General features: G+C 44.4%; 23 protein-coding genes, 1 tRNA gene and 1 pseudogene. 16 read left to right on the top strand and 9 right to left on the bottom strand.

What is annotated here, in order from left to right:
* Positions 1 to 88: 88 nt before the first annotated feature.
* Positions 89 to 547: a hemerythrin domain-containing protein gene (locus U0021_RS02165; protein ID WP_049237305.1), complete on the top strand. Its 459-nt coding sequence runs from the start codon at positions 89 to 91 to the stop codon at positions 545 to 547.
* A 72-nt stretch (positions 548 to 619) separates the two neighbouring features.
* On the opposite strand, the gene U0021_RS02160 is transcribed toward U0021_RS02165, so the two are convergent.
* The 4 genes from U0021_RS02160 to U0021_RS02145 all read right to left on the bottom strand — a co-directional run bounded on the left by U0021_RS02160 (position 620) and on the right by U0021_RS02145 (position 7,132).
* The gene (locus U0021_RS02160) at positions 620 to 4,510 is read right to left on the bottom strand and encodes an AAA family ATPase (protein ID WP_114800854.1); all 3,891 of its coding nucleotides are present in this window, start codon (positions 4,508 to 4,510) and stop codon (positions 620 to 622) included.
* 19 nt (positions 4,511 to 4,529) lie between these two features.
* On the bottom strand, positions 4,530 to 5,912 hold the full coding sequence (locus U0021_RS02155) for an exonuclease SbcCD subunit D C-terminal domain-containing protein (protein ID WP_227538728.1): 1,383 nt from the start codon (positions 5,910 to 5,912) through the stop codon (positions 4,530 to 4,532).
* Positions 5,913 to 5,959: 47 nt separating this feature from the next.
* Complete coding sequence (locus U0021_RS02150) at positions 5,960 to 6,265, bottom strand: YbeD family protein (RefSeq protein ID WP_049237302.1); 306 nt, start codon at positions 6,263 to 6,265, stop codon at positions 5,960 to 5,962.
* A 75-nt stretch (positions 6,266 to 6,340) separates the two neighbouring features.
* Positions 6,341 to 7,132 (bottom strand): cytochrome C assembly family protein, encoded by a 792-nt coding sequence (locus U0021_RS02145; RefSeq protein WP_205276562.1) that lies wholly within the window; start codon positions 7,130 to 7,132, stop codon positions 6,341 to 6,343.
* A 226-nt stretch (positions 7,133 to 7,358) separates the two neighbouring features.
* Here U0021_RS02145 and ffh point away from each other — a divergent pair, with 226 nt between their 5' ends.
* The 12 genes and pseudogenes from ffh (at position 7,359) to U0021_RS02085 (ending at position 20,178) form a co-directional block, all read left to right on the top strand.
* Entirely contained in the window at positions 7,359 to 8,903 is a 1,545-nt protein-coding gene (ffh, locus tag U0021_RS02140; RefSeq protein ID WP_114800855.1) for a signal recognition particle protein, read from the top strand.
* Between the two features lie 12 nt (positions 8,904 to 8,915).
* Positions 8,916 to 9,599: a tRNA (adenosine(37)-N6)-threonylcarbamoyltransferase complex dimerization subunit type 1 TsaB gene (gene tsaB, locus U0021_RS02135; protein WP_114800856.1), complete on the top strand. Its 684-nt coding sequence runs from the start codon at positions 8,916 to 8,918 to the stop codon at positions 9,597 to 9,599.
* Positions 9,600 to 9,752: 153 nt separating this feature from the next.
* Positions 9,753 to 10,595 (top strand): undecaprenyl-diphosphate phosphatase, encoded by an 843-nt coding sequence (locus U0021_RS02130; RefSeq protein ID WP_114800857.1) that lies wholly within the window; start codon positions 9,753 to 9,755, stop codon positions 10,593 to 10,595.
* A 43-nt stretch (positions 10,596 to 10,638) separates the two neighbouring features.
* A complete protein-coding gene (locus U0021_RS02125) occupies positions 10,639 to 11,442 on the top strand; it encodes a class I SAM-dependent methyltransferase (protein WP_114800858.1) in 804 nt (267 codons plus the stop codon).
* Positions 11,443 to 11,517: 75 nt separating this feature from the next.
* Positions 11,518 to 11,775: a hypothetical protein gene (locus tag U0021_RS02120; protein WP_114800859.1), complete on the top strand. Its 258-nt coding sequence runs from the start codon at positions 11,518 to 11,520 to the stop codon at positions 11,773 to 11,775.
* A gap of 3 nt (positions 11,776 to 11,778) precedes the next feature.
* Positions 11,779 to 12,693: a 4-hydroxybenzoate octaprenyltransferase gene (gene ubiA / locus U0021_RS02115; RefSeq protein ID WP_114800860.1), complete on the top strand. Its 915-nt coding sequence runs from the start codon at positions 11,779 to 11,781 to the stop codon at positions 12,691 to 12,693.
* A gap of 196 nt (positions 12,694 to 12,889) precedes the next feature.
* Entirely contained in the window at positions 12,890 to 14,479 is a 1,590-nt protein-coding gene (locus tag U0021_RS02110) for an inorganic phosphate transporter (protein WP_114800861.1), read from the top strand.
* 356 nt (positions 14,480 to 14,835) lie between these two features.
* Positions 14,836 to 15,570, top strand: coding sequence for a pirin family protein (locus U0021_RS02105; protein ID WP_114800862.1), 735 nt, complete (start codon positions 14,836 to 14,838; stop codon positions 15,568 to 15,570).
* A gap of 106 nt (positions 15,571 to 15,676) precedes the next feature.
* On the top strand, positions 15,677 to 16,369 hold the full coding sequence (locus U0021_RS02100; protein WP_114800863.1) for a hydrolase: 693 nt from the start codon (positions 15,677 to 15,679) through the stop codon (positions 16,367 to 16,369).
* A gap of 73 nt (positions 16,370 to 16,442) precedes the next feature.
* Positions 16,443 to 16,598, top strand: a pseudogene (locus U0021_RS02095) (DUF1427 family protein); the annotation flags it as partial.
* Between the two features lie 74 nt (positions 16,599 to 16,672).
* The gene (locus U0021_RS02090) at positions 16,673 to 18,577 is read left to right on the top strand and encodes an amidohydrolase (protein WP_049237286.1); all 1,905 of its coding nucleotides are present in this window, start codon (positions 16,673 to 16,675) and stop codon (positions 18,575 to 18,577) included.
* An 11-nt stretch (positions 18,578 to 18,588) separates the two neighbouring features.
* A complete protein-coding gene (locus U0021_RS02085; protein ID WP_114800865.1) occupies positions 18,589 to 20,178 on the top strand; it encodes an MFS transporter in 1,590 nt (529 codons plus the stop codon).
* A gap of 144 nt (positions 20,179 to 20,322) precedes the next feature.
* On the opposite strand, the gene U0021_RS02080 is transcribed toward U0021_RS02085, so the two are convergent.
* From U0021_RS02080 to argG, 5 genes are all read right to left on the bottom strand, one after another.
* Positions 20,323 to 20,398: transfer RNA gene (locus tag U0021_RS02080), tRNA-Glu, on the bottom strand.
* A gap of 193 nt (positions 20,399 to 20,591) precedes the next feature.
* Positions 20,592 to 21,080, bottom strand: coding sequence for a YajQ family cyclic di-GMP-binding protein (locus U0021_RS02075; protein ID WP_114801035.1), 489 nt, complete (start codon positions 21,078 to 21,080; stop codon positions 20,592 to 20,594).
* Between the two features lie 28 nt (positions 21,081 to 21,108).
* Entirely contained in the window at positions 21,109 to 21,795 is a 687-nt protein-coding gene (rnt, locus tag U0021_RS02070; protein WP_114801036.1) for a ribonuclease T, read from the bottom strand.
* Positions 21,792 to 22,859, bottom strand: coding sequence for a dihydroorotase (pyrC, locus tag U0021_RS02065; protein ID WP_114801037.1), 1,068 nt, complete (start codon positions 22,857 to 22,859; stop codon positions 21,792 to 21,794). The genes rnt and pyrC overlap by 4 nt, the downstream gene beginning before the upstream one ends.
* A gap of 174 nt (positions 22,860 to 23,033) precedes the next feature.
* On the bottom strand, positions 23,034 to 24,380 hold the full coding sequence (argG, locus tag U0021_RS02060; protein WP_114801038.1) for an argininosuccinate synthase: 1,347 nt from the start codon (positions 24,378 to 24,380) through the stop codon (positions 23,034 to 23,036).
* A 202-nt stretch (positions 24,381 to 24,582) separates the two neighbouring features.
* Between argG and U0021_RS02055 the strand changes: the two genes are divergently transcribed.
* The 3 genes from U0021_RS02055 to U0021_RS02045 are packed head-to-tail and all read left to right on the top strand — an operon-like array spanning position 24,583 to position 26,516.
* Positions 24,583 to 25,083 (top strand): L,D-transpeptidase, encoded by a 501-nt coding sequence (locus tag U0021_RS02055; protein ID WP_114801039.1) that lies wholly within the window; start codon positions 24,583 to 24,585, stop codon positions 25,081 to 25,083.
* 38 nt (positions 25,084 to 25,121) lie between these two features.
* A complete protein-coding gene (locus tag U0021_RS02050; RefSeq protein WP_114801040.1) occupies positions 25,122 to 25,517 on the top strand; it encodes a hypothetical protein in 396 nt (131 codons plus the stop codon).
* A gap of 24 nt (positions 25,518 to 25,541) precedes the next feature.
* Positions 25,542 to 26,516, top strand: coding sequence for a LysR family transcriptional regulator (locus U0021_RS02045; protein ID WP_049237491.1), 975 nt, complete (start codon positions 25,542 to 25,544; stop codon positions 26,514 to 26,516).
* Positions 26,517 to 26,534: the final 18 nt, after the last annotated feature.

The following is a 26,534-nucleotide window of genomic DNA, read 5'->3' as shown; positions in this document are numbered from 1 at the left end:
ATGTATTAAACTCTGTAATGTAATCTATTAAACACACCCAAGCTGATGCCTTTTGAGCATTGAGCCAAATAACTATAAGGATGTTATGATGAGCCAAAATGATATTTTCCAAGCCCTAATCGTATCACACGATGTACAGCGTAAACTGTGTGATAATATTGAATCGCTGCTAGATTCCGATCTTGATGCCGCCAAAAAGGCATATCCTGAACTTGAAATTGAGCTACAAGCTCACGCCGCTGCCGAAGAGCGTCATCTTTATGCCCCTGTCATGCAATATGATGAAGGGCTAGATTTGTCTCGTCATGCGATCTCTGAGCATCATGAGATGGATGAGATGATGCATAAGCTAAATGATGGTCGCATCAGTGATGATACTTGGAAAGAAACCTGCCATGACTTGATTCATGAAGTCAGACATCATTTAAAAGAAGAAGAAGGCGAGTTTTTTATTCAAGCCAGAAAATTATTGGATGAAGAGCAGCAAGAGCGATTGGGCGCACTGTATGAAGTCGAACACAGTCATTTTGAGCGCAATAATGACTGATGATCACACTTAACATAGTAAATATTAAAAAGCCCTTGCGTCAGTAGCAAGGGCTTTATTTTTGAGATGAATTTATGAAATATTTTTGACGCCAGCGCCATGTAGCGTGCTGTAACCGCCAGCGTGTTTTTCAACGACAATTTGAGTATCAATTCTTTCTTTTAAGCTGGCAACATGGCTAATAATACCAATGCTTTTACCGCTTTGCTGTAGCTCAAATAGCGTATTTAGTGCCAAATCCAAAGCTGTTTCGTCCAGTGTGCCAAAGCCTTCATCCAAAAAGAGTGATTCTATCTGCACATTTTGGCTGTTAATTTGTGATAACCCTAGCGCCAACGCCAACGAAATAATAAAGCTTTCGCCGCCAGATAAATTTTTACTGCTGCGTACAGCATCGCCTTGATGAAGATCTGTCACTAAGATTTCAAGTGCCTTAGAGCTATCGCCATCGAAGGTCAGCAGGTAGCGGTCGTTCATTTTTGCTAATATCTGATTGGCGTGATAAAGCACCAAGTCCAGCGTCAAACCCTGTACAAAGTTTCGATATTTTTTGCCGTCTGCTGAGCCGATCAGCATATCTAGTTTTGCCCATACTGCATTTTCTTGTTCTTGGCGTTTGATGTCTTCAAGAAGCTGAGAATGTCGCTCACGATTTTTAAGCTCACCACTTTTGATGGCATTCAGCTCGCCAATAGATTGGTTGATGCCTTCTAGTTGCCGCTGTAGATCTGTTAGCTTTGTTTGTAAATCGTCAGTATTTAATTGCTTGGCATTGGGATGAGCCATGGTAAGCTTGTCAAGTTTTTCTTGGCAGTTATTGAGCGATACTTTGGTTTGATTGAGCTTATCAATGATGGCGTCATGAGCGGTTTTGAGCTCGATCATCTCATCTTCTGAGATCATTGCTGCTAGGAATTCATCTTGAGTGCCAAACTCCGATGCCATCAGTGCGTCATCAAACGCTGCTTTGCTTTGATCAAGCTTATTAGTCAATTCTGTGATGCTAAGATCTAAGCTTTCGATGGTCGCTTTTTGGGCATGTAAGGCGGTCTGATCATCATGCAAAGCTTTGGTACTGCTATCAAGATCTGCCCTGGCTTTGGTGAGTTGATCTTGATACTGTTTGTCGACTTGATCAGGATCTTGATCACCCAGCAGGGCGGTGCGCTCAGCGGTTTGGGTCTTGATTTCAAGAGTTTTGTCATCCAAAGCACGGTTTAACTCATCAATTAAAGGCATAAGCTCTTGAATTTTTTCGGCGTGTGCGTTGATCTGTGCATCTAAGTGGATGAGTTTGGTTTGTTTCTCCAAAAGATCATTATTCAGCGCCATCGCTTGATTAGCTTGAGATTCAAGTGAGTGCTGAGTCTTGGATAAAGTGTGCCAAACTTGGTCAAATTCTTCTTCATTAAGCTTTAATACACTCAGACCAAAGTCTTCAGCATTCGGTAGGACATCGCTTTGGGTGTGATGTGCGATGGTATCATACCAAGTGCTGATTTCGGATAGATGCTGTTTAATGCCACTAAACTCATCTGTCGTGCTAATAGCGCTTTGTGCTTGGATCAGCTGATTAAATGCAGCTAATAGCTGATCACAAAAGTGTGATTTGGCATCAAAGATCTCGCCCATTAGCATCTCTGTATTATCACGAAGCATTAGACCGTTAGCCTTTAGATTTTCTTTTTCAATCGCCTGTTTGTCTTTATGAGCGATCAGCTGATTGAGTTCATGCAAAAGCCCACTGCTTAGCCGATAAGTTTCTTCGAGATGTTGAATGTTATCTTGACTATTTTTAATCAATTTATCAATTTCACTTTTGCTTGGCAGAGCAGTTGAATTGTCTGAGATTATCTCACCTGCGATCGTCTGCCATGTGGCATTAAGATCGTGATGCAGATGCTTGCTTTTATTTTGCGCAAGACTCAAACGCTCTTGATGAGCATCCAAAGTCACCTGCAACTTGTGTAATGTGGTTGTGTGCTGATGGGCGGTCTCATTGAGTTCATTGAGCTTGGTTTCGCACGATAATAATTTTTCTTTGGTAAGTTCAGCGTTTTTACCGTCCAAGTGATTGGGTTGCGACTTAAAAGGATGTTCAGTACTCCCACAAAGCGGGCAAGGATCGCCATCTTTGAGCTGATCAAAGTGCGCTTTCATATGCAAAATTTGCTTATGCAGCTCATAATTTTCCAAAACCGTTTTATGAGTCTCGCTCGCTTGTTCGATCTTTTGAGAGAGTGTCTCTAAAGCAGTTTGGATGTTGGTTTTTTCTGTTTGTAGATCACTCATCTTGCGACTGGTGTCGTTGATTTCAGACTGAATGAGCGTGTATTGCTCATAATTTTCACAGATGCGATCTAGCGTATGTTGAATGTGTGTTTGCTGCTTAATTTTTGCGTATTGATTTTCTATGGTTTTTTGTAGGATATCTACATTGATAATAGCTTGTTTATTTAAGTTTAATTTATCAATAATTTTATCATTTATGGCGATAATTTGGCCATCCATAGAGCTTAGAGTTTCACCGACAGCTTTAAAAGTCTTTCGCTTATCCTTAAGCTCGCCAAGACGATTGTTGAATGTCTCAATGCGCTGAAGCTGCTGCTGATGAGCGTGTGCTATCGCTCGCCGCAGCGTCTCATATTGTGAGATATGATTATTGCATAGGTGTAATTTGTTATTTATGTTATCGCTATCAATGCGACTAATTTTTTGTTGGATACTATCAATCTCTTGCACTAAAGCTGATTGATTTGCTTGAGTTTCTTTGAGTAGCTCTTGCGCGGATGAATGTGTTTGTTTTGTTTTTTCAAGGGTTTGGATAAGACTTTGCTGCTCTTTATACAAAGCACTGATATGCTGATCAAGCCTACGAGCTGCTTGAAGTTTCGGCTTTAAGATGTCATAATCATGAGTTAATTTGTTAATATTTTCTTGAAATTGATCATGCGCTTGACTGTGCTTTTGATGGCTTAAATATATTTCGTTCAGACGAGCATTAAGTGTGATGAGCTGCTCTTTTTTATTAAGCTGCTCAAGATGCTGCTCATGAAACGCTGTGTAAAGTGGCTGCAAATTTTTGGCATTATGAGCGCGATTCAAACGCTGTATATTTGGTTCAAAATTGGTTAATTCTTCTTGATGTTCGATCAGCTTTGCTTGATAATGCGTGATTTCCTGATTCAAAGTTTGATAGTCATCGGCAGTTTTTTGGTGATCACTGACAAGCTTAATCTGAGACTCAAGCGAGCTTTTTTGTTCTGTGATTTCACTGATTTGCTCAATTAATTGGTCATATTCTTCTGAATTTAATAAACGAACTTCGCCCAATTTGATTTGTAGATTTTTTAATAAATTAAGCTGTTCTTTGTGCTTTTCAAAGGCTGCTTGCCCGATTTTGGCATAGATGTGCGTGCCTGTAATTTGTTCAAGAATTTGACCGCGCTCGGCGGCGTCCGATTGTAGAAATGCCGCAAATTCGCCTTGTACAAGCATGACCGATCGAGTGAATTGGACTTTATTCATGCCCAAGATACGCTCAACTTCCTTATTGACCAAACTTGCTTTTTCTTCAAGGATTTTTCCATGCGTATCATCGGCGTGCTCAAGTAAGCTGATCTCTCGGCTGACGGCTTGAAGATTACCATCGACTTTTTGCTTGGCTCTGCGCTGCGACCAACTGACTTGATATATTTTATCATTAGCGCGAAAAACGACGGTACTGGCAGCCATGGCGGTGCCAATACTCATCAGCTCATTATGCGTGGCAGAAACATTCAGACGAGGCGTCTCACCATATAAAGCCAAGCAGATGGCATCCAAAATCGTCGTTTTGCCGGCGCCTGTAGGACCTGTGATGGCAAATAAAGCGTGGCTATTAAAAGCAGGATCTTCAAAATCTATCTGCCATTTGCCTTTTAGGGAGTTAATATTTTCAAAGGTAAGTTTTAAGATTTTCATTTTAAGTTAACCTTTAAAATCAGACGGCTTTATGATCGGTTTCTTGGATTTCTTTGATCAAATCTTGATAAGCGCCGATAAGATCGTTTTTTTCGTCTTGATTGAGATCTTCTTTATCAAGCCGCTTATAAAATACATCCATTTCATCAAGTTCTTCTAAATTTAGGGTAGGCGTGTTTGATTTTAGGCCGCCTTGATAGGTGGCTTTATTTTTGATGCTGATCGCAGCAATGCTTGAGCCTTCAAGCAGATCGACAATTTGCTGCTTTAAATTGGTGATCAGAGTATCGCCAACATATTCAATCTCAAGCCAAATGGGCTCATCATGTGCCTTTAGGGTGTCGATGGCGCTAGCGATGAACGCCATATCGCCGCAGATTCTAGCAAGGCTATGAAAAATCGGAACAGGCAGGCTGTGCACACAGATGGCATCGTTATCTTGATTGGTGCTATGAAATAAATCATCCTTAGGGGGCGTTGATGTTTGCGTGCTTTTATTTAGTGGTAAATCAACAATCAGCACTTGTTTGTGGCGTCCAATCTCTCCAAATCCCATCGCGATCGGTGAGCCGCTATAGCGGATGTGATTTTTTTGACCGACTTTTTGGGCGGCGTGAATATGACCGAGCGCCACATAATCAATGGCATCATCAAAAATCTGACTGCTGATCTGACCAAGCGTTCCAATCTGAATATCGCGCATGCCATCATCGGTGGATGAGACAGCGGCACCAGCGGCATAGAGATGTCCTGTGGCGATAATGGGAATGGTTTTTTGGTGGGTGTGATAAACGGCTTGCTGCTTATCCTTGGCAAGATTGGCTAAAGATTGGTAATAGTCAGCCACACCTTCAAGTAAAAGCTGATTTTTTTGGTGAATTGAGCTGGCATCAATACCACTTCTGACATCACGATCACGAATATAAGGTACTGCCATCACGATGGCGCTTGGGATGCCTGCATCATCTGTCAGCATGATCAGCTCATCGGATTTATCTTGGCTGACACTGCCGATCACATGCGTATTTAACACGCCTAGCACTTCTTTGGTTTTTTGGAGGCTGGTGGGCGAGTCATGATTACCTGCAACCACGACGATGTGCTGAATATTATTTTTAAAGGCAGTGGCAAGAAAGTGATGGTAGAGATGTTCTGCACGGTTGCTTGGCGTCATGGTGTCAAAGATGTCGCCTGCAACAATCAAAACATCCACTTGATATAATGTCAAAGTCTCAATCAGCCAATCCAAAAATTTGGCAAATTCCTCATAGCGCGACTGATTATATAAAAGCTTACCCAAATGCCAATCAGATGTATGCAGTATGCGCAGGGAGTCACTGGGCTTTGGTAGGACGGGCGGAATGGGGCTTTGATGGGTTAGATGCGTTTTAAATGTATTCATGACAGTCACCAAATATCAAAAAAAGACCGCAAAAAAGCGGTCTTTGGTCAAACGACGGTGCGCACGGTTTCGGCTTTATCCAAGGCGGTGTATAGGCGATTGACCTGATCGGCATCGGTTAAATACAAATTCACGCGCACAGAATGAAAGCGACCTGTACGAGACGGGCGAACCTGCATGGTCGCTGCGTCAAACTCAGGGAAAATCTCTGCCAAAATCAGCTTGACTTCATTGATCAGTGCTTCGTGATGTCCTTCGTGCCCGATGATGCTCATGGGATAATCCATCGGAAAATTCCAAAGCTCAGGCGTCTGAATCTCGGTGCGTGTTGGGGTTTTTGGAGTGTCAGTCATGAGTGATCCTAAATTATGTTATTGTGGGTATTAAATGGGGTGTTTTTGTCAAATTTAAAGTGCTGTCATTAAAAGCTAATTGACCAAAAACTCCATCACTGCCTTTGAGCCCACAAAACCGATCGCCAGCAATAAAAATCCATAGACTGCAAAATTTGCCGCACGCTTACCACGCCAGCCGTAGCGATAGTGACCAGCAATCAAAAGCCCATATAATAGCCAGCTTAGCAAGCTAAACGCCATCTTATGTGCCAGATGCTGATCTAAGATATCATAAGTTGCGACCAGACCAAGCCCAAGCGCGATACTCAAAATCACAAATCCAGTCAGCACCATATCAAACAAAAGGCTCTCCATGCTCTGTAAAGACGGCAGGCGACTGACCCAAAATCGATGGATGGTTTTGTGTTTAAGCTCACGAATTTGTAAGCGCAGCAGCACACCTTGAACGGCTGCCATCAGTAGCGCACAGTAAGCAGCAAACGATAGTAAAATGTGGATTTGCAGGGTGTTTGACAAATCGGTGAGCGGCTCATAAGCCACTTGACCAAAATACCCCAAACTCACCCCAAGCGCCGCCATCGGCACCGCCAAGATCCCCAAGCTTAAAATTGGTCGATACAGCCCAAAGAGCACATAAAACAGCACAAAAAATAAGCTCGTTAAGCTCAATGTGTTAAATAAATTAAAGTTCAGTCCGTAAAGGGTGATGATTTGAGGTGTTAGCACCCAGCCATGCAGGATCATGGCAGCGACCAGTATGCTGAGAACTGAACGATGAATCGACGCATCCTTAACCAGCGCATACGCCAAATAAAAGCTTGTCCCTACATACAGTGTCAGACAAAGTAAAAAAATCACCAGCACGGCTACCCCTTTGTTTATGCCCAGTCTTATCTTTTTGGGTAAGTTTATCCACAAAAATCACGCTAAAATGTGAAGATTTGGCATGAATCGTGCAATTAAATTGGAATATTTGCCTAATTTAGCATAAAATAGCAGGTATTTGTAGCAATACTTTTATGGGCATTCAAATGATCATAAGCAAATCTTGAGCGATGCCCACACTTTGAAATAACGCATTGGAAAAATTATGTTTGATACTTTAACCGAACGACTTTCTGGCAGTTTGCGCAATATCGCAGGCACAGGACAGCTGACCGAAGACAACATCAAAGACACCCTAAGAGAAGTGCGCATGGCACTGCTTGAGGCGGATGTTGCGCTGCCGGTTGCGCGTGACTTTGTGGCGCGTGTCAAGGAGCAGGCGCTCGGTCAAGAAGTGCTCAAAGAGCTTGCCCCTGGTCAGGCCTTTGTTAAAATTGTTTATGATGAGCTCACCGAGATGATGGGCAGTGCCAATCAGGCGCTTGAGATGACGGGTAAGCCGCCTGTGGTGTATCTGCTGGCAGGCTTGCAGGGCGCAGGTAAGACGACCACTGCAGGTAAGCTTGCTAAATTTTTGCAAGACAAACAAAACAAAAAGGTCATGCTGGTGTCAGCCGACGTGTATCGTCCAGCGGCTATCAAGCAGCTTGAGCAGGTAGCAGCACAAGTGGGCGCAAGCTTTGTGCCTTCGACAACTGATGAAAATCCGATCGACATCGCGCGCCGAGCCATCGAACAAGCCAAGCTTCAGTACCAAGATATTTTGATCATTGATACCGCAGGTCGTCTGCATATTGATGATGAGATGATGAGCGAAATCAAGGAATTAACCAAGGCGGTCAATCCTGTAGAGACGCTGTTTGTTGTGGATTCGATGACAGGTCAGGACGCAGCAAATACTGCCAAGGCATTTAATGACGCGCTGCCTTTGACAGGCGTGATTTTGACCAAGACCGATGGTGATGCGCGCGGCGGTGCGGCGCTTTCGGTGCGTGCGATCACAGGTAAGCCGATCAAGTTTTTGGGTCGCGGTGAGAAATTAGAAGCGCTTGAGCTGTTCCACCCTGAGCGTATCGCTCAGCGTATCCTTGGCATGGGCGATGTGCTGTCTTTGGTCGAAGAAGTTGAACAAAAAATCGACCGCGAAAAAGCCGAAAAAATGGCGAAAAAAATCCAAAAAGGTGGCGAGTTTGATTTAGAAGACCTGCTCACCCAATTTCAGCAGATGAAAAATTTGGGTGGTATGGCAGGATTTTTGGATAAGATGCCAGGCTTAGGCGGTGCCGATATCCAAAAAGCGATGGAAGAAGCCAAGCCTGAAGAAAAAGTCAAAGAAATGGAAGCGCTTATTCATTCGATGACGCCTTTTGAGCGCCAAAATCCAGATAAAATCACCCCAAGCCGCAAGCGCCGTATTGCTGCAGGTTCAGGCAGACAGATTCAAGATGTCAATCGCCTGCTCAAACAGCACAAACAAATGGCAAAAATGATGAAAATGATCAGTCGACCTGACGGCATTGGCAAAATGATGAAAGCGGTGCAAGGTTTGACTCGCGGTATGTCAGGCGGCGGTCCTTTATTTGGTAATAAAGGCGCTAATCAATCAGGCGCGCCAACGATGCAAGAAATGCAAAAATCCATGCAGGATCTGGGTCTAAAGCCAGAAGATATGCCAAGCATGGAAGAGATGCAAAAAAAGATGCAAGAAATGCAAAACCAGCTTCCACCGAACTTTAAAAAGCGTTTTTGATGGGCGGCTGATATGTCAAAGATAATGGCATTTGATACGGTCTTTGAGCAATGTTCGATCGCGATCATGGCAGATGGCGTGGTGATTTATAAGCAGACCGTACCAGGCAGCCGTGGGCAAACTGAGATTATTTTATCTTTGGTGGATGAAGCGCTGTCTAAGACAAATTTTAAATTATCAAACATAGACTGTTTGGCGTTTAATCGTGGTCCTGGTGCGTTTAGCGGCATTCGTATTAATACGGCGGTGGTACAAGCCTTGTCGGTGGCGCACGAGACTTTGTGCGTGGGTGTGTCAAGTTTGGCTGCTTTGGCGGACACAGCGCATCAGCTGCACCGATTTGAAGAAGCATCACACATTACAGCAGTGATGGATGCGCGTCAAGATCAAGTGTATGCCGGCAATTTCATCATTAAAGATGGCAGTATTGAGCCAGTGATCGATGCTCACAATCCCTATGGCAACGAATTTTTGGCAGAGTATGGCAGTGCAGTAGCTGCTGATGTCATCGTCGGCGACGGCGCATCTTTGATTGAGACAAATGCAAAACTTGTGCAGGCTCAGCCCACAGCAGGTGATATCGCTCGACTGGCTTTGAGTGAATATCACCAAGGTCGCGCGGTGCCTGCTGAACGCGCTTTACCTGTTTATCTAAGAGATAATGCTTGGAAGACTTTGGCTGAGCAAGGTAAATGACCGTATCAATCACCATTTATCCTGAGTGTATCTTGATAAATGGTGATGTTTATATAGTTATAAAAGCCAATCCAGTCACGGCTGAGCCGCCGGCTATCATTTAAGGCGGCTGAAGCGAAGGCGTTGCCTACTTTTTTATTTTTGAGATGATTGATGGATATTTTGCTGATTATCAAAGCGATCATAATGGGCGTGGTGGAAGGCATTGCCGAATTTTTGCCCATTTCAAGCACAGGATATCTGATTTTGTCTGCAGATATCATGAATTTTTTAAGTGGTGAATTTCGCAATTTATTCATTGTGTTTATTCAGCTGGGTGCGATCTTGGCGGTCATTTATGATTACTGGGGCAGGCTTTGGGATGCATTCATGGGATTGATGACAGGGCAATCATCCAGTCTTGCCAATCCAAGACAGCTTGGGTTTTCTTTGATTGTCGCAAGCTTGCCTGTGGTGATGGTTGGTTTTACAATGGCGGATTTCATCACTGGTGCACTGTTTCATCCTTTGGTGGTGGCGACCATGCTTATTGTGGGTGCGCTGATTATCATTTATGTTGAAAAAAATCCTCGCCAAATTCATGCGCTAGAAGCTGAGCATATCGGCTTTAAGACAGCGCTTGGCATCGGTCTGTGTCAGTGCTTGGCATTGATTCCAGGGACCAGTCGTTCAGGCTCGACGATTATTGGGGCGCTACTATTGGGGACATCTCGCAAGGCAGCGACGGAGTTTTCTTTTTTCTTGGGCATTCCTGTGATCATTGGTGCTGCACTTCTTGACTTGGTCAAACATTTTGATGCAATACAAACCTTGAGTGACTGGCTGATCCTGCTGATTGGGACAGGGGTGTCTTTTGTTGTCGCACTTTTGTGTATTCGACTGATGGTGGCTTGGGTGAGCCAAAAAGACTTTATGATTTTTGCTTGGCTAAGAATCGCGACAGGGGTTTTGGTGTTGATTGCGTTTTTTGGGTTTAATTATCAAATTCAAGCTTGAGTCATCAACCCAAGCGATCATGATGATATTTTAGAGAGCTGTTGTGCGATTATCACTTCTTTATGACAAGCCAAATACAGTGATTGACAAGCTTTTGTCCATTTGTCAAGCGCATGAGCTGCCACTTGATTTGGATGTGCATCAGCAAGACCAGCTAAACGATAAGCAAATTTTACGGTTTAAACAAACTGGCGACGCACCTATCATTGCTATCTTAAAAAACACACCGATGCTAATCAAAGCCGAAGATAAAACCGTCATCAAATCTGCACTGAACTGGGCAGCGCTTCAGCATCGCATTGTCACAGCAGGGCGTAAGTCAGAGCTGATTTTGCAGGCGTCTAAACTGCAAGCAGGTATGACGGTACTAGACGGTACTGCAGGGTTTGGTCATGATGCGCTGATTTTGGCGAGCAGTGGAGCTAAGGTAACTTTGTGTGAGAGCAACCCTGTGATGGCGCTGCTGTTATATTATGAATATCACACCATGGCTCAAGTGGCGAATTGGCAGGGGCTTTTGGGTCGGATGGACATCATTTACAACAATACCAGTGAGATGACAGGGGAGTTTGATTGTGTGTATTTGGATCCGATGTTCCCTAAAGACAGCTATAAAGCCAAAGTGAATAAACAAATGCAAGCCTTGCATGATTTGGCAGCGCCGCCGACGCAGTCAGAAGCACATCAGCTTTTTTGTCAGTCGATGGATATGCTTAAACCAAGCGGCAAACTGATCATCAAAAGACCGATCGGTGCGCCATATTTTGATCAACAATCACCAGATCATAGCATTCAAAATGAGGCACTAAGATTTGATCGCTATGATAAAAATAGGCACTCAGCCTAAGATTTGGGGCGATGATAATTTGTCAAAGCTTATCATAACAGCAGCATAATGGCATAGTTATATGGGAGAATTTAAATGGATGGTTGGATAATATGGGCATATCTTGCCCTAAATGTGTTGATATTAATACAAAATTTCACGCAAAAAACGCGCATCCGAAAACTGGAAGATGCGTTATTCGTCTATAAACAACAAGAGTGGCTTGAGTACGCAAAATCGCAATCACACTTACCGCAAGTCAAAGCCATCAAAGCCATTCGTACCAAATTCCCAGAGATCAGCCTAAGACAAGCGGTGCAGCTATATGTGATGATAAGTCCGCCAAAAAAATAACTCATGAAAAATCTTAAAACCCACGCACCCATGACCTTGAACGACAAGTTCATCGCATGGCTGCAGCTGACACGCTTTGATAAACCTGTTGGCACTGAGCTGTTATTACATCCAACACTTTGGGCATTGTTTTTGGCATACGCAGGTCAAAAATCACTGCCAAGCATTCAGCACATTGTGATTTTTGCCTTGGGAGCCATTTTGATGCGTGCGGCTGGCTGTGCGATCAATGACTTTGCCGACCGAAAAGTAGATGGGCAAGTCAAGCGCACCAATACAAGACCGCTAGCGGATGGCAGGCTGTCGCCAAAAACAGCGGTGCTCACCTTCGTTGGCTTATCTTTATTGGCGGCGTGTTTGCTGTTTTTTTTACCCAAAGCGGTTTTTTATTGGTCTTTGGGTGCGGTGTCATTGGCATTTATTTATCCGTTTATGAAGCGCTTTACCAACATGCCACAATTGGTGTTGGCAGCGGCATTTGGTTGGGCGATTCCCATGGCATTTGTCGCTGTCCAAGGTGCGCCTGATGTGTGGACTTGGGTGCTGTTTTTTGCCTATATGTGTTGGACGGTGGCTTATGACACCGAGTACGCCATGTGTGATCGGGATGATGATCTTAAAATTGGTGTCAAATCGACCGCCATACTCTTTGGCAGATACGATGTAAAAATCACCATGGCTTTGAATCTTATCTTTACGTTGCTGATGGTGGTCTCATTTTGGCATTATTTTAAAGTGATGCCCAAATGGCTGTGCGTGCTGACATTTGTTCCTGTGCTGATGATGTTTTTTCGACAATATCAGCTCATCGCTGACCGTGAGCGCTTAGCGTGCTTTACCGCTTTTAGAGAAAATGTTTGGGTGGGGCGGTATATTTTGGCGATGACGGTAGTTTTATGTGTGATTTATTTTAGATAATCTTAAAATTATATTAATTTACAAAAATTAACCGTCTATCATTTTAAAGAAACTTTTTGTAACTTTGCTAAATTGTCATCAAGCTGTCATAAACCAAATTTATAATTTGTACAGCTTAAGCAACTAAGTCACTCACTAAAACCTTGAAAACTTAGGTTCTTTGAAGTGGCTTTTTTCATTTATCTTTGGTGGATTTATGGTAAATTCTACAAAACAAGCCACGCCTTTGGCAGCCAATGTATTTTTTGGCTTACTGTTGGCTGGGATGAGCATCTATTTTATTCAATGGGGCTTGGTCTATACAATGCATCAGCAGGTGCTGTTGTTCATGATCGCAAGTTTCTTTGGTATTTTTATGGCATTCAACATCGGCGGTAACGATGTTGCAAACTCATTTGGTACATCGGTAGGGGCGGGCACGCTGTCAGTCACTCAGGCGTTGGCGGTTGCGGCGATTTTTGAGGTATCGGGCGCAGTGTTGGCAGGCGCGGCGGTGACAGATACGATTCGTAGCGGCATTGTCGACATCAGTGAATTGGGCGTCTCTCCAAATCAGTTTATTTATTTGATGCTTTCAGCGCTCGTTGCGGCGGCATTTTGGTTGTTATTTGCGACCAAACGCGGCTTGCCAGTGTCTACAACGCACGCAATCATTGGCGGTATCGTCGGTAGCTCGATCGTTCTTGGTATCAGCATTGGCGGTACGGATTTGGCATTTTCGACAGTAAAATGGTCAAAAATTCGTGACATCGCGATTTCTTGGGTGCTATCACCAGTCTTAGGTGGCGCGCTTTCTTATTTATTGTACAGCGTCATCAAGAAAAATATTTTGGCATATAACGAAAAAGCCGAAGCGATGGTAAAATCCATCAAAGCTGAGAAAAAGACGCTAAAACGCCAACAAAAAGAATATTTTGATACTTTGGCTGATAAAGAAAAGCTGCCATACACCAACGCCATGTTGCGTGACCAAGAAGTCTATAAAGACGGCGATTGCCAACGCGACGACTTGGAGACGGAATACTACCGTTCGGTGTTTGATCTTGAGCGCAAGCGCGAGAATTTGGATACGCTCAAAGCATTAAAAACCTGGGTGCCGCTCATCGCTGCATTGGGTGCGGTGATCATGACAGCCATGGTGGTATTTAAGGGTCTGGCAAATACAGGTCTAAAATTATCTACTTTGCAAGCTGGCTTGGTGATGGGGATGCTTGGTGCGATGGTTTGGCTGACTGCCTTTATTTATACCAAAACAATCCGCGGTAAACAAAAAGAAGATCTAGCCAAAGCCACGTTTGTGATGTTCAGCTGGATGCAGGTATTCACTGCGTGTGCTTTTGCGTTTAGTCATGGTTCAAACGATATTGCCAACGCCGTCGGTCCTTTCGTTGCGATCATGGATGTGATCAAAAATAACGCCGTCGAAGCTAAAGCAGCCGTACCTGCGCCTGTGATGCTGACCTTTGGTGTGGCATTGATTGTAGGTCTTTGGTTTATTGGTAAAGAGGTTATCCAAACGGTTGGTACCAACCTAACCGAGATGCATCCTGCGTCAGGTTTCTCAGCGGAGCTTGCTGCTGCTGCGGTTGTAATGGGTGCGTCTACCTTGGGTATTCCTGTATCAAGTACGCACATTTTGGTTGGTGCGGTTCTTGGGATCGGTTTGGTCAATAAAAACACCAACTGGAGCCTTATGAAGCCCATTGGCTTGGCTTGGGTTATTACCCTGCCAGCAGCTGCGATCATTAGTGCCATTTCGTTCTTACTGCTGACAAACTTTCTTTGAGTCATAACACGATACAGTCATCTGAAAGTTTATTTTAAATCGCTAAAACCCCTTTAGATATGCTCTCTAAAGGGGTTTTGTTTTTGAAACAGTTAAAATACCATATCAGACAACACAAAAGGCTCTAAAGATCAAAATTTTATTTTAATCTAAACTAATCAAAATAACTTTAAAATAGATGAGTGCAACCGCTGAAAGGTTTGATATTTGAGACATTTTGCAGTGAATTGTTTCTCATGTTTTCTTAATTGTTAAATTTCTATTTTTGCAATCAAGCCTTGCAAAAATGGCGGTTTATCGCACAAATTAATTACGCTATAATTCAAATCAATAACAAATCACAATTGGAGAAAATGATGAAAACTGTATTTCACGCTGCCGATTCTCGTGGCAATGCCGAGCATGGTTGGCTAAAAAGCCGTCATACCTTTAGCTTTGCAGAGTATTATAATCCACAGCGCATGGGCTTTGGTGTACTTCGCGTTATTAATGATGACTTTGTTCAAGGTGGAATGGGCTTTGGCAGACATCCGCACCGCGATATGGAAATCATCTCGATTCCTTTGAGTGGCGACTTGGCGCACAAAGATAGTATGGGTAACGGCAGTATCATTAAAAATGGTGACATCCAAGTCATGTCAGCGGGTACTGGTGTGACTCACAGCGAGATGAATGCTAACGCTGATGAGCCAGTGAAATTTTTACAAATCTGGGTATTAACTCGTAAAAATGGTGTTGAGCCACGCTATCAACAAATCACAATCGCTGATCAAGCCAAACCAAATGATTTTCAACAAATCTTATCGCCAAATGCTGATGATGATGGCGTGTGGATTCATCAAGATGCTTGGTTTTCACTAGCTAACTTTGATAAGGATACCAGCCGCCGCTATGATATCAAAAAACCAGGCAATGGCGTGTATGTATTTGTGATCAAAGGTGAAGCAAAAATCGGTGATCAGCAGCTGAGCGAGCGCGATGGTTTGGGCGTTTGGGATACGGATGGTTTTGAATTGACTGCTACGAGTGATGCCCAAATCCTATTGATGGATGTGCCAATGGATATCGCTGCTAACACCAATCAGCCTTAATGAATTTTTGATGAGCAATCATCAATTAATCGCCCAAAGTGGCTAAACAACACGGATCGCTTTGGGCAACTATAAATGTAAAATTTAACAACAAAGGAGACATCTGATGTCAAATAAATTTCTAGAATTACTAACCCCAGAAAACAGCCAATTGATCTTTATCGATCATCAGCCACAGATGGCATTTGGCGTACAATCAATCGACCGTCAAACTCTAAAAAATAACGTTGTTGGCTTGGCAAAAGCCGCCAAAGCTTTTGATATCCCAACCATCATCACTACTGTTGAAACCGATGCGTTCTCAGGTCATACATATCCAGAGCTACTAGAAGTATTCCCAGAAGCTCAACTACTTGAGCGTTCTTCTATGAACTCATGGGATGATCAAAACGTCCGTGATGCATTGGCAAAAAATGCACAAAATGGCCGTAAAAAAGTGATCGTTGCAGGTCTATGGACTGAAGTATGTAACCTAGGCTTTGCTTTGGCAGCGGCAGCTGATACTGACTATGATATCTATATGGTAGCCGACGCTTCTGGCGGTACTTCTGTAGAAGCTCATGACTATGCCATGCAGCGCATGATCCAAGCAGGTATCATTCCAGTGACTTGGCAGCAAGTGATGCTTGAGTGGCAACGTGACTGGGCACGCAGAGATACTTATGATGCAGTTATGGATATTGTCAGAGAGCATTCTGGTGCATATGGTATGGGCGTAGATTATGCCTACACGATGGTACACAGAGCGCCTGAGCGTGTACAACACGGTGAACGTATCGGCCCAAATCCGGCTAAATAATTATTGATAAATGTTTTGACAGAGGCGTGTTTGATTGAATGCGCCTTTGTCGCTTAAGCATTTTGGATACGTCATGAAAATGTATATTTTTTCTTTTGGTGTTGGAATTTTAGTGGGCGTTTTATATTATGTACTAAACGTACGATCGCCTGCACCGCCTGTCGTCGCTTTGATCGGGCTTCTGGGGATGCTTGTGGGTGAGCAAGCAGTTCCTTATGCCAAACAATGGCTGGCACCAAGCACTCAGATGAGTGAATCTCAAAGCCAAAATCCACCCAAAACTACCAATGACAAGGAGGCAACATGAGCACAGCTAATCAATCAGTAGATACCATCTTTTATAATGGTAATTTTACAACATTGGATAAAAATAACCCAACCGCTCAGGCAGTTGCGATCAGTAATGGCAAATTTGTCGCTGTTGGTGATGATAATACCATCATGGCAATGTCGGGCAGCAATACCAAGTGCATCAATTTAAAAGGTAGAAAAGTTCTGCCAGGGTTATTTGACAACCACACACACATCATTCGTGGTGGTCTAAGCTATAACTTAGAGCTGCGCTGGGATGGCGTACGCAGTTTGGCAGATGCGATGGCGATGCTAAAAGCACAAGTTGACATCACGCCAGCACCGCAGTGGGTGCGTGTTGTGGGTGGTTTTACCGAGCATCAATTTGCCGAAAAACGCCTGCCAACGATTGCAGAGATTAACGCAATTGCGCCAGATACGCCTGTATTTATTTTGCATTTGTATGACCGTGCACTATTGAATGCAGCAGCTTTGCGTGCTGTTGGCTACACCAAAGATACGCCAGAACCAGAAGGCGGTGAGATCTTGCGTGACAGCAAAGGCAATCCAACAGGTCTTTTACTTGCCAAGCCTAATGCCATGATCTTGTATTCAACCTTGGCAAAAGGTCCAAAACTGCCTTTTGATTATCAAGTCAATTCAACGCGTCATTTCATGCGTGAGCTTAACCGCTTGGGCGTAACTGGTGTGATTGATGCTGGTGGCGGCTTCCAAAACTATCCAGATGATTATGAAGTCATTCAAAAATTATCAGATGAAGATCAGCTGACAGTACGCATTGCCTATAACTTATTCACCCAAAAGCCCAAAGAAGAAAAAGAAGATTTCTTACGCTGGACGTCATCGGTGGAATATAAGCAAGGCAATGACTATTTCCGTCATAATGGCGCAGGCGAGATGTTGGTGTTCTCGGCAGCTGACTTTGAGGATTTTCGTCAGCCGCGTCCTGATATGCCACAAGAAATGGAAGGTGAGCTAGAAGAGGTGGTGCGTATCTTGGCTCAAAACCGCTGGCCATGGCGCTTACACGCGACCTATGATGAGACCATTTCGCGTGCGCTTGATGTCTTTGAAAAAGTTAACGAAGACATTCCGCTAGAGGGGCTAAACTGGTTCTTTGACCACGCAGAGACCATCTCGGACAGATCGATTGAGCGTATCGCCAAACTTGGCGGCGGCGTGGCGGTTCAGCATCGCATGGCGTACCAAGGTGAGTATTTTGTTGAGCGTTATGGTAAAGGGGCAGCCGCAGCGACACCGCCAATTAAGCGCATTCTTGAAAGCGGTGTGAAAGTGTCTGCGGGTACGGACGCAACGCGTGTCGCGTCGTACAACCCATGGGTATCGTTATCTTGGATGACCACTGGTAAAACTGTTGGCGGTATGGGACTTTATCCAAATGAAAATCTGCTTGACCGTGAAACAGCACTGCGCATGTGGACAGAAAATGTAGCGTGGTTCTCAAACGAAGAAGGCAAACGTGGACGCATCGAAGAAGGTCAATTTGCTGACTTCATCATCCCAAGTAAAGACTATTTTTCTGTGACTGATGAAGAATTACCGCATTTGACATCGCATCTGACTGTGGTCGGCGGTAAAGTGGTCTTTGGTGATGATGAGTTTTCATCACTGGATGAAAATCCACTACCACCTGCCATGCCAGAATGGTCGCCAACTCGCCGCTTCGGAGGTTATGGTGCTTGGGCAGATGAAGACTTAAGCCGTAATTCATTTGCGCCATCGCAAAATGTTCAGCAGATGGTCAGCAGCTGTGGCTGTGGCACAAGCTGTGGTTTGCATGGTCATAATCATGCCAAAGCTTGGGCGTCTACAGTGCCAAGCAGTGACCTAAAGAGCTTCTTTGGTGCATTAGGCTGTTCTTGCTGGATGGCTTAATGGAGGCTTGAATGAACGAAACGTCATCAGACAGTTTCGCTCCATTAAAAGTCAAAGTCTTCTTAGTGATGTGGCTAGCGACCATTTTAGGAAATATCGGTAGCTTCATCAGAGACGTTGGCAGTGCTTGGATTATGACCGACTTGTCACCGTCGCCGATGGCGGTGGCAATGGTGCAAGCGGCAGCAACCTTGCCCATTTTTTTGTTGGCAATTCCAGCGGGAGTTTTGTCGGATATTTTAGATAAGCGCAAGTTTTTGATAGGTATTCAGATGCTCATGGCATTTAGTAGTATCTGTCTTATGCTACTTTCAGCGCTTGGTATGCAATCAGTGGCTTCACTGATTGCATTAACATTTTTAAGTGGTATTGGTGTGGCATTGATGGGGCCGACTTGGCAAGCCATCGTGCCTGAACTGATTGATAGATCTCAGCTAAGAAATGCTGTTGCATTAAATTCCTTAGGCATTAATATCGCTCGAGCCATTGGTCCTGCCTTAGGCGGGCTGATTTTGGCCAGTTTCGGTGTGGCTGCTGCGTATGGCGCGGATGTCTTCAGCTATGTTGTGGTGATTGCTGCACTGATTTGGTGGAAGCGACCCGTTCGCGCCAAAGATGAGATGTCAGAGAGTTTTGTCGGCGCATTTAAAGCAGGTCTACGCTATGCTAAGGCAAGCCGAGAGCTGCATATCATCTTTGGGCGCGTATTTGTTTATTTTGTCATGGCAAGTTCGGTTTGGGCATTGTTGCCATTGGTTGCCAGAACGCTCTTACAGGGCGATGCCAGATTTTATGGTATCATGCTTGGTTTGGTGGGGATCGGTGCGATCGTTGGTGCGGTCATTCTGCCCAAAATAAGAGCACGATTTAGCGCCGATCAAATGCTGTTATGTGCTGCCTTTATCACCGGCTTGGTGATGCTGGCTTTGTCGGCTTCACCGCCCAAAGCCGTTGCCTTATTATTGCTTTTATTTTTGGGAGTTGCGTGGATTACTGCGCTTACTACACTTAATAGCTTAACTCAAGGTATTTTGCCCAACTGGGTTCGTGGACGAGCGTTGGCGCTGTATTTGATGGTGTTCAATGGCGCCATGACCTTAGGTAGTGTGATCTGGGGCGCGGTTGCTACTCAGATTGGGCTGGTTGAGACATTGATTGCTTCTGGTATTTGCTTATTGATTAGTAGCCTTTTGACCTATAAAATCAAATTGCCTAATGATAATCTGGATACCACGCCTTCAAATCATTGGGCACCGCCAGTTGTCAATACGCCGATTGATCCTAATGACGGTCCTGTGATGATTCAGATAATGTATCAGCCTAAGCCTGAGCATCAAGAAGCGTTTTTAAAGACCATTTATCAGCTGTCAACTCAGCGCTATAAAGATGGTGCTTATCAATGGGGCATTATGAAGTGTACTGATGAAGTGGATGTGTATTTGGAGTACTTTTTTGTTGAATCTTGGCAAGAGCATATGCGCCAGCATCAGCGTGTTTCAAGCGCAGATGCAGCACTTCAGGCACAGATTCTTGAGTACTTAAAGCCCAATACACAGCCTGAAGTTCGGCACTATCTGACTGCCAGACCAAATAAAGCTTAAGGTATATGCGCTCAGCGCACTTGTAAGACCAAACCCAAACAGCTACTGATGATTCGGTGGCTGTTTTTATTAACTAAGGGAAAAGGTTGGGGGTTAATGAACATAAAAAAAACGCGCTCAATGTATTGAGCGCGTTTAGAATAGTGGCATCCCATAGGGGATTCGAACCCCTGTTACCGCCGTGAAAGGGCGGTGTCCTAGGCCTCTAGACGAATGGGACACAGTGTGCAAAGCTCAAACCTTTGCTGAATTTCGGCGCTTTCACCGTTGATCCGAAATTGGTTGCCATTATATCATGATATTTTTGGTCGTCAAGCGTTTTATGTCAAAATTTTGACGAAAACTGCTAAGTAATTGATTTTTAATAAAATGGCTCAGATTTACTGAGCCATTTAAGAGAGTTTTGGTTGCTATTAGTCTTTGAAGTTATTAAATTGTAGCGGGACGCCAAATTGCTTATCTTTTAAAAATGCCATGGCAAGCTGTAGATTGTCTTTTTTCTTATCGCTGATCCGAACCTTATCGCCTTGGATGCTGGAAGAAACTTTCAGATCAGATTCTTTGAGCGACTTGGAGATTTTTTTGGCGGTGTCGGCATCAAGTCCATCTTTTAGGTTGATGACTTGCTTGATTTGTTTGCCTGACTGCTGCTTATCTTGTGGATCTAGCGACTGCAAATCCACACCGCGCTTAATCAGCTGCTTTTCAAAAATGGCATACACATTGTCCGATTGTAGCTCATTATCGGTGGTAATGGTGACAGTTTTGGCTTTTTCGTTCAGCTCAATGCTGATATCGCTGCCCTTAAAATCAAAGCGAGTGGCGACTTCTTTTTCGGCATTTTGAACCGCGTGCTTGACTTCAAACACTTGTAATTCTGAAACCACATCAAAAGATGGCATAATTTTCTCCCTAATTAAACTAAATGAATCATGGCGCTTCGTCACCATTGCAACTGCAATCAAGCTCATCAGCGGCTTTTTCGGTCGGCAATAATGTGCTTTGATTGACAATATGACAAAACAGTTCGGCGGTTTTTTGGGTGTCATACAGTGCTGAGTGGGCATGATTATTATCAAAGCCAAGCCCGGCAATCAAACAGGTTTTTGCCAGTACCGTATGCCCATAGGCGAGTGCGGCAAAACTTGCTGTATCAAGCACGCTAAACGCATGAAAGGGCGAGTGATTTTTGCTGTTGGTGCGTGCGATAGCAGCATTTAAAAAGCCCAAATCAAAATGCGCATTATGACCGACCAAAATGCACTGGCGGCAGCCTTGTTCTTTTTTGATGCGCTTAAGCGTCTTAAAAATACGGCGTAAAGCGGTTTTTTCGTCTTCGCTGATGGCTTTTCTAAAAGGGCTATCCGGATTAATGCCGGTAAATTTCAGTGACGCCGGCTCAAGATTTGCTCCAACAAACGGCTCAATGTGTGCATTCAAAGGCTCGCCTTGGTACAGCTTTCCTTCATCATCCATCAAAATTGGCACGCAAGCAATCTCAAGCAGTGCATCAGTTGCAGCATTAAAGCCAGCGGTCTCTACATCCACCACCACAGGCAAAAATCCTCGAAATCGATCGGCAATGGTGGGTTTTATTGATTTGACTAATTCGCTCATGCGCTGACCACTTGCCAAGGCAGAACTTCACCTGCCAATAGCGGCGTAAGCGTCTTATCACCCAAATAATCAAAGCTGTCAGGTACGGTCTGTGGCTCTTTGATGAGTGTGATTTGGGTAGTATTGACTGGCAATCCATAAAAATCAGCGCCATATCGGCTCGCAAAATTTTCAAGCTTATCAAGTGCATTGACGCTTTCAAAAGCCATGGCATATAGCGGTAGGGCATGCAAAGCGCTATAGCAGCCAGCACAGCCGCACGCTGCTTCCTTGGTGTGTGTGGCATGTGGTGCTGAATCGGTTCCCAAGAAAAACTTAGGGTTGCCACTGGTTGCCACCTCAAGCAGGCGCGCTTGATGGGTGGCTCGTTTTAAAATGGGTAAACAATAATAGTGAGGCTTAACACCGCCAACCAGCAGATGATTACGATTAAATAACAGATGCTGTGGAGTGATCGTCGCTGCGATATGATCGCCTTGAGCCAAGCAAAAATCTGCCGCATCAGCGGTAGTGATGTGCTCCATGACGATCTTTAGGTTTGGGAATTGGGCGATGATTTTACTCAGCACATCATCCAAAAAGCGTTTTTCGCGATCAAAAATATCAATCTCACTGTGAGTCACTTCACCATGTACCAATAGCGGCATACCGTGCTTTTGCATGGCTTCAAATACTGAGCCGCGCGCCAAAATATCGGTCACGCCATCAGCAGAATTGGTGGTCGCGCCTGCTGGATAAAGCTTCACAGCTGATACGACGCCTGTTTGGACTGCTTCGTCAATGTCTTGGGCGGTGGTGTGATCAGTCAAATACAGCACCATGCGTGGATCAAAGCTATCTTGACGAGCAGATGGCAAATCACTGTCTTTGAGTGCCTTTAAGATGCGTTCGCGATAGGCGACAGCTTGATCGGCTGTCTTGACAGGCGGTACCAAATTTGGCATACAAATCACACGATTAAAACTGGCTGCCGCGTGCTTAACGGTGGTCGCCAGAGCGTCGCCATCACGCAGATGGATATGCCAATCATCTGGCTGAATGATAGTTAATGTCGTTGTCATAATCTATTTGATCTTAAAAAGAATACAAAAAATCCATTATTGTAGGGATTGGAATTTTTGTCAAGGTTTGAAAGTAAATTTGATAAAAATTCCAACTTATGCCGAGTATGTCAGCACTGGAGTGATTCGGTAAGTGATTAAAAAACTCCCAATCGTTTTGATTGAGAGTTTGTGGGATTATTTGTTATCTTTATGCTCAAGCTGTGGTACGGCATTTCCACCACCTAAGCCTAGCAAGCCTGATTGGACATACAGCCCCAGTTTTTGGCGTGTATCTGCAATGTCTAGATTGCGCATGGTCAGCTGACCGATGCGATCAAGCGGTGTAAACGCAGCATCTTCAACTTTCTCCATGGATAAGCGATCAGCTTCATAGGTTAGGTTTGGTGATTCGGTATTTAAGATACTGTAATCATTACCGCGGCGCAGCTCTAGGGTGACCGTACCTGTGATCGCCTTGGCAACCCAGCGCTGAGCGGTCTCGCGCAGCATGAGCGCTTGAGAATCAAACCAGCGACCTTGATACAGTAGGCGACCTAAGCGCAAGCCATTGATGCGATACTGCTCGATCGTGTCTTCATTATGAATGCCTGTCACTAAGCGCTCATACGCAATGTGCAACAGTGCCATACCTGGCGCTTCATAGATACCGCGAGACTTGGCTTCGATGATACGGTTTTCGATTTGGTCGGTCATGCCTAAGCCGTGACGACCGCCGATTTCATTGGCTTTTAGGATCAAATCAACCAAACTGTCAAAATTTTTACCATTTAGCGCTGTAGGCACGCCTTCTTCAAAGCTGACCGTCACTGTCTCAGCAGCGATTTCGACACTCTCATCCCAAAAACGCACGCCCATGATCGGCTCAACAATCTTATGGCTGGCATCCAAAAACTCAAGATCCTTAGCTTCGTGAGTCGCGCCAAGCATATTTGAGTCAGTTGAGTAGGCTTTTTCTTTGCTCATTTTATAATCAAAGCCATTATCAATCAAAAATTGACTCATCTCAGCGCGACCGCCAAGCTCATCAATAAAAGTTTGATCAAGCCAAGGTTTATAGATTTTAAGCTCAGGATTGGCAAGCAGACCATAGCGATAAAAACGCTCGATGTCATTGCCTTTATAGGTCGATCCATCGCCCCAAATGTTCACATCATCTTCGCGCATCGCTGATACCAGCATCGTGCCTGTCACCGCACGCCCTAAAGGAGTCGTATTAAAATAGGGCATACCACCTGTGGTCACATGAAACGCACCGCACTGAATGGCAGCGACGCCTTCTTGAGCAAGCTGTAAGCGGCAGTCAACCAATCGTGCCTTGACCGCGCCATACTGTGTGGCTTTGTCAGGAATGGCATTGTAGTCATCTTCGTCTGGCTGACCCAAATTGGCAGTATAGGCATAAGGTTCAGCGCCTTTTTGCTTCATCCAAAGCAGGGCAGCTGAAGTATCCAAACCGCCCGAAAAAGCGATACCGACTTTTTTGCCGACAGGAAGGTGCTGCAAAATGGTTGCATTACTCATATGAATATCCTTGATTTATGACTAAATAAAATGAACTTATCAAGAAATTATAACATTTTTTATGCTTCATGGATATTAAACCTAAGATAATTTGTCTTTTGTGATAAAAATAAGAATTTTATCACACTTTAGTATGCCAAATATGCTATGCTTTGTTATACTATCATTTTAAAAAATGATGGCTATTATTTAGGAATTAATAATGACCGTAGATCGGCGTATCGTGATTGACACTCAATCCCAAAGCCTAACCCTGTATCAAGGCGATATTTTGCTGCGCCAATTTGTGATTTCCACCGCAAAAAACGGCACAGGACAGCTTGAGGGTACAGGCTGTACGCCGCTTGGCGAGCATGTCATCAGCCAAAAGATCGGTGATGGCTTGCCTGCCAATGCAGTGTTTGTTGGCAGGCAGTTTACTGGTGAGCTTTATACCGATGAATTAGGGCATGATTTTCCTGATCGAGATTGGATACTTGGGCGTATTTTATGGCTTGATGGACAAATAGATGGTCATAATCGTGGTCTGAACACTGATGGCAAGGTGGTGGATACCAAGTCGCGATATATTTATATTCACGGTACGCCAGACACAGAGCCGATGGGCGTGCCTATGTCGCATGGATGCATCAGAATGCGGATGGATGAGCTTGTTTGGCTGTTTGACCAAGTGGCAGTTGGGACTTGCGTCGATATTTGTTAATTTTAAATGATTTTTAAATCTAACCTGGAGAAAAACCTATGAAAAAACTAACTGCGATCGCTTTGGGAATGAGTGTGATTGCTTTGACTGCTTGTCAGAGCACAAGTGCGCCATCAATGACTCAGCAAACTGGCGGCGTGACAGCTGTACCGAATCATGCGCCAACCACCTCAAAGCCAAGCATTGATCTAAATAGTGCGCAGGCGGGTAGTCTGATTGTTTATTATCAGCTAAATGCCAAATCCGCCGTCCAAGCTTTGGCAAGTCGACGGGGCGATCTGATTTTAAATGAGTTTGATATTTTTAATGCGATGGTTGTGCGCCCTGTACATCATGATATCAATGCGACTGTGAATGCTTATAAAGCGATCGCAGGCGTTTCAAAAGTTGTGGTTCATCAAGGCAGCTCAACACAACAAATGCCAAGCCAATAAGCGTCGCCGCCCAAAGGTAGCTGTATGAATTTGCAAAAAGTTGATTTAAATTTATTGTTTTATTTGGATGTGCTTTTGCGTGAAAAAAATGTCACGCGTGCCGCTGAGCAGCTTGGTATCACTCAGCCTGCAATGAGTAATATTTTGCGGCGTTTGCGCTCATTATTTAATGATCCGCTCTTGGTGCGATCATCTGAGGGTATGACGCCTACTGAGCGTGCTTTTGAGTTACAGCCGCGCATTCGTGAGGTGCTCTCGGATATCACGACACTGCTTGAGCCGCGTACCGAGTTTCGTCCTTATAGCACTTCTCGCGTATTTCGCATCATGACCAGCGACTATGCTGAAGCGACACTGGTTCCGCGTTTGGTCAAGGCGCTGCGTAGTGAGGCGCCAAATGTCATCTTGGATTTTTTGACGCCCTCGGATGTCTCTTATCGGGATATGGAGCAAGGGCGTGTGGACTTGGCGATCAATCGCTTTAATGAAATTCCCCAAAGCTTTCATCAGGTGTTGGTGTGGAGAGATACTTTTAGCTGCTTATTATCGGCGGACAGCTCTTACGCCAATCGTTTTAATCTTAAAAACTATCTAAAGGCGCATCATGTGTGGGTGTCTAAGACGGGCATGGGCGTGGGCTTTGGGGTAAATCCTGAAAAATCAGGCGGTCTTGGCTCGATTGACCAAGCCCTACAAAGACTGGGTCAAAAGCGTCAAATCAGCGTCTTTACACGCCATTATCAGATGCCTGCGATGCTTGCGGCTAACAAAGATTTGATCGCAACATTGCCGACGCGCGTGGCAAGGTTGCAGGCGGATAACAATCCACAAATTATCGTCAAGGAACCGCCGTTTTTTATTCCTGAATTTGAGCTGACCATGGCATGGTCGCCACTACTTCAGCATCATCCTGCGCATCGTTGGCTGCGCCAATTAATCCTGCACGTCGCGCGTCAAGTCATTGCCGAAGAAGAGCAAGCCGCCAAGTCAGCGCTTTGATTTTCTAAGCTTTGAGCC

It is taken from the genome of Moraxella canis (assembly GCF_034424565.1).
Classification (GTDB): domain Bacteria; phylum Pseudomonadota; class Gammaproteobacteria; order Pseudomonadales; family Moraxellaceae; genus Moraxella; species Moraxella canis.
This window is presented reverse-complemented; position numbering and strand designations above follow the sequence as displayed.

What these genes read in the sequence shown, in the direction of transcription:
- U0021_RS02165 (WP_049237305.1), top strand. Translation starts at nt 89, where the DNA reads ATGAGCCAAAATGATATTTTCCAAGCCCTAATCGTATCACACGATGTA.
- U0021_RS02160 (WP_114800854.1), bottom strand. Translation starts at nt 4,510, where the DNA reads ATGAAAATCTTAAAACTTACCTTTGAAAATATTAACTCCCTAAAAGGC.
- U0021_RS02155 (WP_227538728.1), bottom strand. Translation starts at nt 5,912, where the DNA reads ATGAATACATTTAAAACGCATCTAACCCATCAAAGCCCCATTCCGCCC.
- U0021_RS02150 (WP_049237302.1), bottom strand. Translation starts at nt 6,265, where the DNA reads ATGACTGACACTCCAAAAACCCCAACACGCACCGAGATTCAGACGCCT.
- ffh (WP_114800855.1), top strand. Translation starts at nt 7,359, where the DNA reads ATGTTTGATACTTTAACCGAACGACTTTCTGGCAGTTTGCGCAATATC.
- tsaB (WP_114800856.1), top strand. Translation starts at nt 8,916, where the DNA reads ATGTCAAAGATAATGGCATTTGATACGGTCTTTGAGCAATGTTCGATC.
- U0021_RS02130 (WP_114800857.1), top strand. Translation starts at nt 9,753, where the DNA reads ATGGATATTTTGCTGATTATCAAAGCGATCATAATGGGCGTGGTGGAA.
- U0021_RS02120 (WP_114800859.1), top strand. Translation starts at nt 11,518, where the DNA reads ATGGATGGTTGGATAATATGGGCATATCTTGCCCTAAATGTGTTGATA.
- ubiA (WP_114800860.1), top strand. Translation starts at nt 11,779, where the DNA reads ATGAAAAATCTTAAAACCCACGCACCCATGACCTTGAACGACAAGTTC.
- U0021_RS02110 (WP_114800861.1), top strand. Translation starts at nt 12,890, where the DNA reads ATGGTAAATTCTACAAAACAAGCCACGCCTTTGGCAGCCAATGTATTT.
- U0021_RS02105 (WP_114800862.1), top strand. Translation starts at nt 14,836, where the DNA reads ATGAAAACTGTATTTCACGCTGCCGATTCTCGTGGCAATGCCGAGCAT.
- U0021_RS02100 (WP_114800863.1), top strand. Translation starts at nt 15,677, where the DNA reads ATGTCAAATAAATTTCTAGAATTACTAACCCCAGAAAACAGCCAATTG.
- U0021_RS02090 (WP_049237286.1), top strand. Translation starts at nt 16,673, where the DNA reads ATGAGCACAGCTAATCAATCAGTAGATACCATCTTTTATAATGGTAAT.
- U0021_RS02085 (WP_114800865.1), top strand. Translation starts at nt 18,589, where the DNA reads ATGAACGAAACGTCATCAGACAGTTTCGCTCCATTAAAAGTCAAAGTC.
- U0021_RS02075 (WP_114801035.1), bottom strand. Translation starts at nt 21,080, where the DNA reads ATGCCATCTTTTGATGTGGTTTCAGAATTACAAGTGTTTGAAGTCAAG.
- rnt (WP_114801036.1), bottom strand. Translation starts at nt 21,795, where the DNA reads ATGAGCGAATTAGTCAAATCAATAAAACCCACCATTGCCGATCGATTT.
- argG (WP_114801038.1), bottom strand. Translation starts at nt 24,380, where the DNA reads ATGAGTAATGCAACCATTTTGCAGCACCTTCCTGTCGGCAAAAAAGTC.
- U0021_RS02055 (WP_114801039.1), top strand. Translation starts at nt 24,583, where the DNA reads ATGACCGTAGATCGGCGTATCGTGATTGACACTCAATCCCAAAGCCTA.
- U0021_RS02050 (WP_114801040.1), top strand. Translation starts at nt 25,122, where the DNA reads ATGAAAAAACTAACTGCGATCGCTTTGGGAATGAGTGTGATTGCTTTG.
- U0021_RS02045 (WP_049237491.1), top strand. Translation starts at nt 25,542, where the DNA reads ATGAATTTGCAAAAAGTTGATTTAAATTTATTGTTTTATTTGGATGTG.